General features: G+C 62.8%; 14 protein-coding genes. 10 read left to right on the top strand and 4 right to left on the bottom strand.

Annotated features, from left to right (window positions below; translation table 11 throughout):
* Positions 1-2 precede the first annotated feature (2 nt).
* Complete coding sequence (locus B208_RS0100725) at positions 3-353, bottom strand: winged helix-turn-helix domain-containing protein (protein ID WP_007978442.1); 351 nt, start codon at positions 351-353, stop codon at positions 3-5.
* A 118-nt stretch (positions 354-471) separates the two neighbouring features.
* On the opposite strand from B208_RS0100725, the gene B208_RS0100720 reads away from it, so the two are divergent.
* The 5 genes from B208_RS0100720 (at position 472) to B208_RS0100700 (ending at position 4,051) form a co-directional block, all read left to right on the top strand.
* Positions 472-1,269, top strand: a complete 798-nt coding sequence (locus B208_RS0100720) for a DsbA family protein (protein WP_139025491.1) — start codon at positions 472-474, stop codon at positions 1,267-1,269.
* On the top strand, positions 1,266-1,802 hold the full coding sequence (locus B208_RS0100715) for a hypothetical protein (protein ID WP_007978440.1): 537 nt from the start codon (positions 1,266-1,268) through the stop codon (positions 1,800-1,802). The genes B208_RS0100720 and B208_RS0100715 overlap by 4 nt, the downstream gene beginning before the upstream one ends.
* A gap of 71 nt (positions 1,803-1,873) precedes the next feature.
* Positions 1,874-2,476 carry a superoxide dismutase gene (locus tag B208_RS0100710; protein ID WP_007978439.1) on the top strand — a complete coding sequence of 201 codons (603 nt, stop codon included), beginning with the start codon at positions 1,874-1,876 and terminating at the stop codon, positions 2,474-2,476.
* 120 nt (positions 2,477-2,596) lie between these two features.
* A complete protein-coding gene (sod, locus tag B208_RS0100705; RefSeq protein ID WP_007978438.1) occupies positions 2,597-3,208 on the top strand; it encodes a superoxide dismutase in 612 nt (203 codons plus the stop codon).
* A gap of 183 nt (positions 3,209-3,391) precedes the next feature.
* Entirely contained in the window at positions 3,392-4,051 is a 660-nt protein-coding gene (locus B208_RS0100700) for a hypothetical protein (RefSeq protein ID WP_007978437.1), read from the top strand.
* A gap of 146 nt (positions 4,052-4,197) precedes the next feature.
* On the opposite strand, the gene B208_RS0100695 is transcribed toward B208_RS0100700, so the two are convergent.
* Positions 4,198-4,626 carry a DUF7522 family protein gene (locus B208_RS0100695; RefSeq protein ID WP_007978436.1) on the bottom strand — a complete coding sequence of 143 codons (429 nt, stop codon included), beginning with the start codon at positions 4,624-4,626 and terminating at the stop codon, positions 4,198-4,200.
* Between the two features lie 143 nt (positions 4,627-4,769).
* Here B208_RS0100695 and B208_RS0100690 point away from each other — a divergent pair, with 143 nt between their 5' ends.
* Together B208_RS0100690 and B208_RS0100685 are read left to right on the top strand one after the other, a co-directional pair.
* Positions 4,770-5,036: a DUF5827 family protein gene (locus B208_RS0100690; RefSeq protein WP_007978435.1), complete on the top strand. Its 267-nt coding sequence runs from the start codon at positions 4,770-4,772 to the stop codon at positions 5,034-5,036.
* Positions 5,033-5,821: a hypothetical protein gene (locus tag B208_RS0100685; protein WP_007978433.1), complete on the top strand. Its 789-nt coding sequence runs from the start codon at positions 5,033-5,035 to the stop codon at positions 5,819-5,821. Before B208_RS0100690 ends, B208_RS0100685 begins: the two co-directional genes overlap by 4 nt.
* Positions 5,822-5,831: 10 nt before the next feature.
* Here the strand turns inward: B208_RS0100685 and B208_RS0100680 are convergent, their stop codons facing one another.
* A complete protein-coding gene (locus B208_RS0100680; protein ID WP_007978431.1) occupies positions 5,832-6,410 on the bottom strand; it encodes an MBL fold metallo-hydrolase in 579 nt (192 codons plus the stop codon).
* Between the two features lie 86 nt (positions 6,411-6,496).
* On the opposite strand from B208_RS0100680, the gene B208_RS0100675 reads away from it, so the two are divergent.
* Positions 6,497-6,997: a twin-arginine translocation signal domain-containing protein gene (locus tag B208_RS0100675; RefSeq protein ID WP_007978429.1), complete on the top strand. Its 501-nt coding sequence runs from the start codon at positions 6,497-6,499 to the stop codon at positions 6,995-6,997.
* Between the two features lie 30 nt (positions 6,998-7,027).
* Here the strand turns inward: B208_RS0100675 and B208_RS0100670 are convergent, their stop codons facing one another.
* A complete protein-coding gene (locus tag B208_RS0100670) occupies positions 7,028-7,513 on the bottom strand; it encodes an Lrp/AsnC family transcriptional regulator (RefSeq protein ID WP_007978427.1) in 486 nt (161 codons plus the stop codon).
* A gap of 250 nt (positions 7,514-7,763) precedes the next feature.
* Between B208_RS0100670 and B208_RS0100665 the strand changes: the two genes are divergently transcribed.
* Both B208_RS0100665 and B208_RS0100655 read left to right on the top strand, forming a co-directional pair.
* A complete protein-coding gene (locus B208_RS0100665; protein ID WP_232423681.1) occupies positions 7,764-8,663 on the top strand; it encodes a DMT family transporter in 900 nt (299 codons plus the stop codon).
* A gap of 280 nt (positions 8,664-8,943) precedes the next feature.
* Entirely contained in the window at positions 8,944-11,964 is a 3,021-nt protein-coding gene (locus B208_RS0100655) for an FAD-binding and (Fe-S)-binding domain-containing protein (RefSeq protein ID WP_007978421.1), read from the top strand.
* Positions 11,965-12,101: the final 137 nt, after the last annotated feature.

Raw genomic sequence — 12,101 nt, 5'->3', positions numbered from 1 at the left:
CGTCAGTCCCTCCGCAGTCCTTCCCAGACGCGAGTGAAGCGGTCGGCCGTGTCCTCGCGCTCGGTGACGGTGACTTCGAGGTCGCCGTCCTCGATGTCGATTTCGACGTTTTCGACCGCGGCTTCGTACATCGAGCGGTGGTTTCCGTCCGGTTCCGGGCGGGTGTATTTCTCTATCAAGTCACACGCTTCCAAGTCGTTGAGCCGCCGGTAAATCGTCGGAAGCGAGGCGTCGCATTCGTCGCGTAGGGTCTGTGCTGACATCGGTCGTTCGCTCGTTTTCGTGAGGATGGCACGCGCGTACTCGTCGTCCAGCAAGCGAAACAACTCGGCCGGACGCGGCTCCTCACTCACAAATCGAGTACCGCACTTCGGCGGTTAAAACGTACCGGGTGGTTTCTGACTCTGAAAACGTCCCATCGGGGATTTAACCGACACCCGTGTTGGGTGAACACGAGACGGGTATTCAATAATGACTGGCAACGAGAGACGGATGCGTCGCAGAGCATTTCTCGGGTCGGCCGCGGTGGCCGCCGGATTGGCCGGATGCGCGAGCGGCCAAACGGACTCGAACGACACGACGGGGACGACGAAATCGACGTCATCGGACGGGGGCGACGGCGGAACGGGGGGCGGAACGAACGGGGATACGAGCGACTCGCTCGTGTTCGGAAGCGACGAAACGACGGCGTACGGAGTCGATCTGGCGGGCAATCCGATCCTCGGTGCGCCGGATGCGGACGTCGATATCTACTACTGGAGCGACTATCAGTGTCCGTTCTGCAGCCGGTTCGAACAGGACACGTTCCCGAAGTTGGTCGAGAACTACCTCCGGCCGGGGAAGATTCGCTTCGTCGTCCTCGAACTGCCGAACATCGGGAGCGCCTCGACGACGGCCTCGCGGATGGCGAAGTGCGTCTGGCGACAGGTGCGCGACGACTCTCCCGCGGCGTTCAAGCGCTGGCATTCGACGATGTTCGACGAGCAGGGGAAACCGAACTCCGGGTGGGCGTCGAAGGAGAACCTGCTCGACATCACCCGCACGGTCGATGGGGTGGACGCGAAAGCGGTCGAGTCGTGTTTGGGGGAGAACGGTGCGTCGCTCCAATCGAGCATCGACGACGACGTGAACGCCGCTACGCGGAGCGACGTGAGCGCGACGCCGGGGTTCATCTTCTTCGACCGGGAGTCGGAGAAGGCCGGGAAAATAATGGGCGCACAGCCGTATCCGCGGTTCGAAAGCGCCATTCGGAAGATTCGAGACGCATGACGGGGAAATCGCGCACCCGACGGCTACTCTCGCAACTCGCCGCCGCCCTCGCCTATCCGGTGAGTTCGCTCCCGCGAGCGGTGGGGACGGCCGTCGTCGCCGCCGTCACGTACGTCCTGCTCATCCTCTCGACGTTCCCGGAGATGTCGATGCAGATGCTCGGGGCGGGGATGCAGTGGGCGGACGATACGCTCGTCCTGCTGACCGAGAACGTCTTGGCGACGAACGGTTGGTTCGGGCTGGGTCTCATCGTCTGTTACGCGGTGCTGACCGGCGTCGCGGTGACGAACGCCGCGGCACAGGCTCGCGTCACGGGTGTGTCGAGCCTCTCCGACCTGACCGGCGTCCTGCCGGGACTCGTCGCGTCCGGGTGCGCGAGTTGCGGCGCGGGCCTGCTCGGTTTCCTCGGCTTCGCGGGCGCGATGGCCGCGCTGCCGTTCCACGGCGACCTGCTTCGCGTCGGCGGTATCGTGCTCCTCCTCGGGTTTCTCGGCCGTGCGGGAGACCCTCGTTCCTGCCGGGTCACCGTGTGATGACACGTCGTCTGCGTGCGTCGCCTCAACACTTAACACGACGACCGTTGACCACCTTCCGGGGGTTACCAATGGCGACCTACGAACTACCGGACCTACCGTATAGCTACGACGCACTGGAACCGAGCATCGACGCGCACATCATGGAATTGCACCACGACAAACACCACCAAGGCTATGTCAACGGTGCGAACGCGGCGCTCGACAAGTTGGAAGAGATGCGCGAAAACGACGAGTGGGGCGACGTCAAAGGCGTCGAGCGCAATCTCGCGTTCAACCTCTCGGGACACGTCAACCACTCCGTCTTCTGGGAGAACATGTCCCCGGACGGCGGCGGCGAACCCGGCGGCGACCTCGCCGACGCCCTCGACGAACAGTTCGGGTCGTTCGAGGAGTTCAAAACGCACTTCTCGGAGGCCGCGAAGGGCGTCGAAGGCTCGGGATGGGGGATGTTGCTCTACGACCACGTGGCCGACATTCCCATCGTGAGCATGGCCGAGAATCACCAGAACCAGTCACCGCAAGGGACGACGCCGCTCTTGGTGCTGGACGTGTGGGAACACGCCTACTACCTCCAGTACGAGAACAACCGCGGCGAGTACGTGGACAACTTCTGGGACGTCGTTAACTGGGACGACGTTGAGGAACGTTACGACGAAGCCAGCGGGATGTAACGGCCGCGTTGGCGTCCGAAAGCAGAATATTTTGCCGGCGTATCATGCTGTATGTTAGCGAACTTCTCCTCAAGGTTTAACAGGCCGAGGTGAGATATAGTTAGTGGAGGTAATACATATATGGCAGAAAAATCGAACGCGGAACTACCACCGCTCCCGTACGACTACGACGCGCTGGAACCGCACATCTCCGAGCAGGTTCTCACGTGGCACCACGACACCCACCACCAGGGCTACGTAAACGGCCTCAACAGTGCCGAGGAGACCCTCGCGGAGAACCGCGAGTCCGGTGACTACTCCAGCACGGCGGGTGCGCTGGGTAACGTGACCCACAACGGCTGTGGTCACTACCTCCACACCCTCTTCTGGGAGAACATGGACGAGAACGGCGGCGGCGAACCCGAGGGAGACCTCGCCGACCGCATCGAGGAGGACTTCGGTTCCTACGAGGGATGGAAGGGCGAGTTCGAGGCCGCCGCGAGCGCCGCCGGTGGCTGGGCACTCCTCGTGTACGACCCGGTGGCCAAACAGCTCCGTAACGTCAAGGTCGACAAGCACGACCAGGGCGCGCTCTGGGGCAGCCACCCGATTCTCGCGGTGGACGTGTGGGAGCACTCCTACTACTACGACTACGGACCGGACCGCGGCGACTTCGTGGAGAACGTCTTCGAAGTCATCGACTGGGACGAGGTTGCTGACAACTACGAAAACGTCGTTTCGCGGTTCGAATAATCCCGAACGCACCGATATTTTTTGCGGTAGTAATTAGCTTCTGAGTCACTACCGTGAGCGCGACCGATGGAAAATACCGCACAGCGGCTATCTAAATAATCTAACTATGAGTACATATATATTCTTTTATAAAATATTAATTTTTAAGTTATAGTACAAAATTAAATTTCGTGTGGTCTTTAGATGAGTGAGGACACACGCGACAAATCCGAGGAGAGAAGCATTGTGAACACGACCTCTCGACGACGGGTTCTGAAGACGGCGGGTGCCGGACTCGCGTCACTGACTGCCGCGACGACGGCGGCGTCCGCGTCGAGCCCCAACGTTACCCCCGAGGCGGGGACCTCGTTCTATCTCTCCCCGTCGAGCTACGATACGAAAAAGAAGGCCGGGCAGATCACGAGAGCAGAGGTCCAAGTCGATACGATAGAGAACAAGATTTGGGCGGTTGCGAACTCGTCCGTGGACGGCGAAGGATATGTCCTCGCACGGCTCTACGGGACGTACACCCCACCGGAAGACCGTGGCTACAAAGTCACGCTTGACTATTATCGACGTTGCTCGCACAAGGATTCGACCTCGACCATCTCGGCGTTCGTCCGGAGCAACGACTACGGTCTGGAGGACCAGTCGATGGAAACCCTCTCGACGCTGTACGACAGCGGACACACGGAAACCAAGGACTTCAGCCTCGTCGGCGGCACCAGGTACGACATCGGTATCCAACTGAAGGCGCGGGCGAGTTCGCTCGGTAGCGCCGCATCGGTTTCCGATTACTGGAACACCGGGAACAACGGTCGAAAGCACCTGAAACTCGATAGCATCAAGCTGACGCCGAAGTAAACCAAACGACGCTTTTTTCAAATAGACGCCGGACGGGGCGAATCCGTCAACGACCGAACTCTCCGCGGTACCGAAATAGAAGCGATAGTTCGTAGCGTTCCGTTACCCCATCGTGAACGAAACGATACCCGTGCCGTACGTGGGGCTTATTCGTCGTCAGGACTCACGACCGGAACATCGTAGCCGGATGCGATATCCGTGACGTGTTGAAACAGCGATTCGTAATCGTGGCCGCCGGACTGCCGGTCGAAACTGGCGAACACGCCGACGTGGCGGTCGTCGTCGTCGAAGAACATCCGGAACTGTTCGAAATCGTCGAACCCCCGAACTGTGTACTGATACGTGGCGTAGTAGAGTTGGTCGTAGGTGTCCTGCGTGATGAACCCGAACCGCTCGTTATCGACGAACTTCTCCACGTCGACCGCTTCGAGCTTTTCCTCCACGTCCTCCCGAAGAAAGAGCTGTTCGTGATCCGATTGGTCGAACAACCAGATATCCCGGAGATAGGTACCGCCGAATTCAGCGAAGGCGGAGACGAGCGCCTCTTTCGTCTCGTTCTCCGATTCCTCGTACATGTCAGTTCCTATCTCGAACGGCTGTTATAAATACTCGGTTGTCATGGTTGTCCGTTATATTTATAACCGCCTCCCTGAATTATACCCGAGACTCCGCGGGTCGATTCGAGAGCTTTTACGCCCGTTCGGACGTACGTCCACCCATGCCAAAGCCAAAGGACGAGTTCGAGCAGTTGTACCCCTGTGATTTTTACGAACCGGACGAACTGCTCGACGAGGACACGATGTACTCGGTCTACGAAATCGCTCGACTGCTACAGGGTCTCGACCCGGACGCCGAAATCGACGTCGAGACGGAGGACATCCTGTTGGACTGGGCGATTCCGTGGGTGATGCGGAACTCCGAGAAACTCGTGGTCGCCGAACCTCCGACCGACGAGGAACCGGGCTACTACGGCCTGAAGACATGACGGTTCTCGTCGCCGGAAGCGACCGCGTGGACGCCGGGAAGACGACGTTCACGGTCGGCCTCCTCGACTACATCGGCGGCGTCGGGTTCAAGCCCCGCGCGGGCAACGACTTCTGGTTCGACCACGACGACGCCACGGCCGCGCTTACGGACGGAAGACTCTACGGCAAGGACGCGAAGCGACTCGCGTCCGCGAGTCGAGGCGACGCCGACCCCGAAGACTTGAACCCAGTCCATCGACTCTGGCGGCCCGCTCCCGGCTCGGGCAAAGGACTGCTCGGGCAGTCCCGCCGCGAGTTCCTCGTTGACCGCGTTGGAGACGGCTTCGTCGTCAACGGCACCGTCTCGCTGCCCGACGCCGTGCGCGAGGCCCTCCCGCTCTCGTCCGCCGTGGTCGTCGAGTCCCTCGCGGAACTGAACGACCAGACCGAGCGCCGCTACCTCCCGCACTTCCGGGCGCTGGCCGAGCGCATCCGGTCGGAAGACCGGGCGGTCGTGGAGTCCTACAGCGACATCGCCCGCCCGATTCAGGGCGTCGAATTCGACACCGTGGCCGTCGTCGAACCCCGCCGCGTCCGAGTGTACGACGGCGCGCGCTACGCGAAGGCGTGCGAAGTCGCCGACAACAGCGTCCACGACGGGACGATGGAAAAACGCGTGTCGGACGTGGTGAACCTGCTCGACCCCGCCGAAACGATGACCCTCGAACCGCTTTCGAAGGCGGAGCGAAACGACCCCGAGAAAATCGCATCCGAGTACGGAGACGCGTATGAGTCGCTTCTCTAGTCGTCGTTCGTTACCGTATCCGCGCGGCCTGTGACGCCAGTTCGATGTCGTGGTACGGGTTGGTCGTCACGCTCGGGCCGTGGCCGACGTGCATCTCGCGCAGGTCCTCGTCCACCGCGTCGAGCACGCGGTCGATGCTCTGGATGAGCGCCGCGCGGTCGCCTTCTTCGAGGTCTGTTCGGCCGAAACTGCCGTTCTGGAACACGAGGTCGCCCGCGAAGAGGATGTCCGCCGATTCGGAGTAGAAACAGAGGTGGTCGTCCTTGTGCCCCGGCGTGTGGAGCGCGCGGTAGTCGTCGTCGCCGATGGTCACGACCGCCTCGTCCTCGATTCCGACGTCCACGCCGGGTTGGTCGGGGTCGAAGCCGAACGCCTCGACGTCGAAGGCCTCCGTGACCGCATCGAGGGTGCCAACGTGGTCGGGGTGCGTGTGCGTGACGATGACGGCATCGAGGTCGCCGACGGCCTCCTCGACCCGCGACACGGCGTCGAAGTTCGACCCGGTGTCCACGAGGACGGTGCGGTCGCCGTCCACGAGGAACGCGTTGCTGGTGAACGCCTGCACGTTCGCCGCGATGTTTCGAATCATATCCCGGCGTAGGGACGGCAGGGGTTTCGTGTTTTCGTTCGGCGCGGGTAGACAGAATTATCCGTGGGTTCCCCAAAGCGTGGCACGTGAACCGCCGCCAGTTCCTCCGAGTCGGAGCGGTCGGTGCCGCGGCCTCGGTCGCCGGGTGTACGAAGGCCGTTCTCGGCACGAATCAAGGCCGCGTGGTCGAAAAGACCGTCCGCGCCGACGAAACGCGAGTCCTCTCCGCGACCGCGAGCGGCGTGTCGGCACGGGACGAGTACCCCGGAAACGCGGGCAGCGACCCCGGCAACGTCGTCGTGAACGAATCGGTAGGAACTCGACTCACCGAGTCGTTCGGCACCGTGACCTACGAGGTGACTATCGAGCAGTATCGGTCCGCGTGGCCGAACGACGCGAAGGAGGGCGAACGGACGCTGTACACCACGCATCGCACGCTGTTCAACGAGATTCAGGTGGGCGACAGCATCACGTTCCAACCGGACCCGACGGACACCGGTCGCATCAGCTCTATCTCCTGTGTCGCGGCCGACAGGGAATCGCTTTCGGCGCGCTGCTCGACCGGCGACGGCGGAGGCGGCGACTAACGGGAACGCGAACGGCGGCGGCTCGTCGATTCAGTCCTCCGCGAGTTCGTCGACGAGCGTGTCCAAACTGTAGCTCTGGAGCACGCGGTGGGAGTCGCGGAGCGTGGAGATGACGAACGTGGAGTTCGTTCGGTCCACCTCCTCGATGCGCTCGAAATCGCCGATGAGCCGTTCGACCATCTCGCGCCCGGTGAGGTGCGCGACGACGATAAAGTCGGTTTCGCCCATCGTGAAGTACGCTTGCGTAACGCCCTCGATGTCGAGTATCTTCTCCCCGAAGTCCCGATAGGACCCCGTGTAATCGGCGAACACCTCCACGACGACGGTGACGCCCAGACCGAACTCCTCCAAGTCGATGTCGTAGAGGTCGTTTTCGATGACACCTGCCTCCCGGAGGTTGTTCAGTCGGTAGTGGATGGTGGAAACGGGGATGTCCGTCTCCTCGTGTAGTTTCTCGGGACTTCCCGTTTCGAGGTCCGATATCGCCTTGAGTAGGGTGACGTCGCGTTCGTCCATTGATTTCGAATTATACGTCCGTCATACTTAACGTCTGGAGTTCGGCGAAGATGGACGATTTCCGTTCGAATCACACACACCCTCATGATTCATAATAACGAATTGGTGCAAAGATTGCGTTGAAGTTTGCATGAGATTCAGTATCAGTGCTATTCTTTGTAGAAGGGTTTAACAAGGTGCATCTGGTAGGATTGGATAGAAATCCATGACTCAGACGAAATTTGGTAGATACCTACCGATGAACGGAGTGATGTTTGCATTATTGGCGCTGTTCTGGGGCGGTTCGTTCGTCTCCATCGACGTGGGGCTTCACCACTTCCCGCCGCTCCTGTTCGCGGCGGTGCGCTACGACGTGGCTGGCCTGCTCATCCTCGGCTACGCCGCCGTGACGACCGACCGCTGGAAGCCGCAGACCAGAGGGGACGTGCTCGGAATCGTGACTATCGGCGCGTTCATCATCGCGGGCCACCACAGCCTCCTCTACCTCGGCCAAGAACACGTGCCCGGTGCGCTGGCGGCGGTCATCGTCAGCCTCTCACCGGTTCTCACGGCGGTCTTCGCCAGCACCCTCTTCGCCGACGAACACGTCACCCCGCTCGGTGCCGTCGGCCTGCTCTGTGGCGTCGTCGGCGTCGCCATCGTCGCCAACCCGACCCCCGCCAACCTCCTCTCGACTGATGCGGTCGGCATCGGCCTCGTCTTTCTCGCCGCCGCGAGTTTCGCCCTCGGGTCGGTGCTCAGCCAACCGTTCGAAACCGGCGTCTCGGTGCCCGCGCTGCAGGGTTGGTCCATGCTGTTCGGCTCGATCCTCATCCACGCGGTCAGCCTCGGGACTGGTGAGTCCCCCGCCGCAATCGACTGGTCGATGTCGGCCGTCGCGTCCCTGACCTACTTGGTGCTCATCTCGGGCGTCGTCGCGTTCCTCATCTATTTCCACCTGCTGGACACCATCGGCGCGACCGAACTCAACCTCGTCGGCTACCTCGAACCCGTCGTCGCCACGCTTCTCAGCTGGTTGGTGCTGGGCGAACTCGTCGCCAGCACGACGGTCATCGGCTTCGCCGCCATCTTCACCGGCTTCGCCCTGCTGAAGCGCGACGTGCTCTTCGACTTCTGGCGCGCGGCCTCGCCGAGCGTCCGACGAGTCTGAACGAGCGTCCGGTCGATGTCCTGTTAGTATAGTTCAGTAGTATTCAGGGAGAAATAGTTGAATTCAGTACCAGCGCGGAATCGCTTCGGACCGGGTGAACGACGACCGTTCGAAACGAACGGGGGAAGATGACCGCGCGAACGACGATCGGTCGAAACGAACTACGACCAAACGAGGGACGAACTGACGCGAGTGCGCGGCGTCCGGCGTGTCGCGCATCGCCCCCATCGGTTGCCCCAACCCCACATGACTTTTCGGGTCGCCTTCCTTACGACACCGTATGGCAACACGTGACGCGGGTGACCCGGCCCGCGACGACCGCGCGAACTACGACTATCATTCGGATAGCGTGGCACGCACAGGATTGGTCTCCGACCTCGTGACGCTGGTGGACGGCGAGGTCCGCTTCGACGAGTACTCCCGACAGTTGTACGCGACCGACGCGAGCGCCTACGAGGTGACGCCCATCGGCGTCGTCTTCCCGACCTCGACGGACGACGTGGCGTCGGTGATGGAGTACTGCGCCGACCGCGAGATACCCGTCCTCCCCCGCGGCGGCGGGACGAGTCTCGCCGGGCAGTCTGTCAACGAGGCCGTCGTGCTGGACTTCACGCGCCACATGGTCGACCTGCTCGACTTCGACCCGGAAGCGGAAACCGCCCGCGCCCAATCCGGAATCGTCCTCGGTGAGTTGAACCGCGCGCTGGCCGAGGAGGGCCTGAAGTTCGCGCCCGACCCGGCGTGGCGCGACAAGAGCGCCCTCGGCGGAGCCATCGGCAACAACTCCACGGGGTCACACTCCCTGAAGTACGGGAAGACGGACGCCTATATCGAGGAGTGCGAGGTCGTCCTCGCCGACGGCACCGTGACGCGCTTCGGCGACGTGACGCTGGACGAACTCCGCGAGGGTGCCGGAGACGACTCGCTCGAAGGCCGCATCTACGCGGAAGTGCTCCGCATCGTCGAGGAGGAGCGGGACGCGGTGGCGGAGGTGTTCCCGCAACTCAAGCGCAACGTCTCGGGCTACAACCTCGACCGACTCGTCGAGGAAGCCGAGGAAGGACACGTCAACCTCGCGCGCCTGCTCGCCGGGAGCGAGGGAACGCTCGCCATCGTCACGGAGGCGACCGTCTCGCTCGAACCCATCCCCGAAACGAAGGCGATGGCGCTGTTGACCTACGGAAGCCTGAACGACGCGATGGAGGACGTCGCGCCGATTCTCGACCACGACCCGTCGGCCGTCGAGGTGCTCGACAACGTGCTCATATCGCTTGCCGAGGATACCGAGGAGTTCCGCGATGTGGTGGAGATGCTCCCGGACGGAACCGATTCCGTCCTCCTCGTGGAGTTCTACGCGACCGACGACGAGGACGGGCGGGAGAAAGTCTCGAAGCTCCGGGACGACCGCGAGGGAGTCCGGGCGCTCTCCGCGATGGAGGCCCACGACGAGGACGAGCGCGCCCGCTTCTGGAAACTGCGCAAATCCGGCCTGCCAATTTTGCTCTCGCGGACGACGGACGCGAAACACATCTCGTTCATCGAGGACAGCGCGGTTCCGCCGGAGAACCTGCCCGAATACGTCGCCGACTTCCAGCAGGTGTTGGAGGACAACGACACGTTCGCCAGCGTCTACGCCCACGCCGGACCGGGGTGTCTGCACGTTCGCCCGCTCGTCAACACCAAGAGTCCCGCGGGGGTCAACCAGATGGAATCCATCGCCGACGCCGTGACCGACCTCGTGGTCGAGTACGGCGGCAGCGTCTCGGGCGAGCACGGCGACGGCCGCGCGCGAACCCAGTGGAACCACAAACTGTACGGCGACCACGTGTGGGAGGTCTTTCGCGACCTGAAGACGGCCTTCGACCCCGACTGGCTCCTCAACCCCGGACAGGTCTGTGGTGACGTGGACATGACCGAGAACCTCCGGTTCGACCCCGGCTACGAGTTCGACTCCGGCTTCGCCCCGACCCTCAACTGGGAGAACGAGAACGGCTTCGAGGGGATGGTCGAACTCTGTCACGGCTGTGGCGGCTGTCGCGGCGGGCAGGAGACCACCGGCGGCGTGATGTGCCCGACTTACCGCGCGGCGGACGAGGAGATAACGAGCACCCGGGGACGGGCGAACATGCTCCGGCAGGCCATGAGCGGTTCGCTCTCCGACGAGGAGCAGTTCGACGTGGAGTTCATGCACGAGGTGATGGACCTCTGTATCGGCTGTAAGGGCTGTGCGAAAGACTGCCCCTCGGAGGTGGACATGGCGAAGCTGAAGGCCGAGGTGGAACACGAGTACCACGAGCGACACGGGGCGAGCCTCCGCGACCGCATCTTCGGGAACATCGACCGCCTCTCCTCGCTCGGGAGCGCGTTCGCGCCCGTCTCGAACTGGGCGACCGAACTCCCCGGCGCGCGGTTCGTCGCGGAGAAGGTGCTGGGCATCGCCAGCGAGCGAAGTCTGCCCACGTTCCACCGCGAAACCCTCGAAGACTGGTTCGAAGAGCGCGGAACGCGGGTTTCCGAGGAGGAGGCCACCCGGCGCGTCCTGCTCTTTCCCGACACCTACACGAACCACAACCACCCGGAGGCCGGGAAGGCGGCGATTCGCGTCCTCGAAGCGGCGGACGTGCACGTCCGAATCCCGTCCGGCGTGGCCGGGAGCGGGCGACCCGCCCACTCGAAAGGACTGCTCGATACGGCCCGCGAGCAGGCCGAGACGAACGTGGACGCCCTCTCGTCGTTCGTCCGGGACGGCTGGGACGTCGTGGTGGTCGAACCGTCCGACGCGGTGATGTTCCAGTCGGACTACCTCGATTTGCTGCCGACGGACGAGTCGTCCGGGTCGTCGAGCGGTCAGTACACCGAACCGCGCTCCGCCGACCCCGAGGCTGGAGGACTCCGAACGGAAGCCGAACGCCTCGCCGCGAACACGTACGGAATCTGCGAGTACCTCGACGCGTTCGACCTCGACCTGCCGCTGTCGGGCGAGGGGTCGCTGACCTACCACGGTCACTGCCACCAGAAGGCGACGAAGAAGGACGGCCACGCCGTGACCGTCCTCCGCACTGCGGGCTACGAGGTGGACGCCCTCGACAGCGGGTGTTGCGGCATGGCGGGCAGTTTCGGTTACGAGGCCGAACACTACTCGATGAGCAAGGCGGTCGGGTCGATTCTGTTCGAGCAGGTCGAAGAGAGCGACGGCGGGGAAGTCGTCGCGCCCGGCGCGTCCTGTCGCACGCAACTCGGCGACTGGCAGGGCGAGGAACCGCCACATCCCATCCAGAAAGTCGACGAAGCGCTTCGATAATCGTGGGCGCGTTTCGATAGTCGTGGGCGCGTTTCGGTGACCGCCGCCGTTCTCCGCGAAGACGGCCGCATCAGGGATGTTTTCACCGGCTTTCGAAACGGCGAGAAGCGTTTTACCGCTCGCACCCGTCGCGGTAC

The sequence above is a fragment of the Haladaptatus paucihalophilus DX253 genome (genome assembly GCF_000376445.1).
Lineage (GTDB): Archaea > Halobacteriota > Halobacteria > Halobacteriales > Haladaptataceae > Haladaptatus > Haladaptatus paucihalophilus.
The sequence above is the reverse complement of the archived record's forward strand: the minus strand, read 5'-3'. Positions and strand labels throughout refer to the sequence as shown.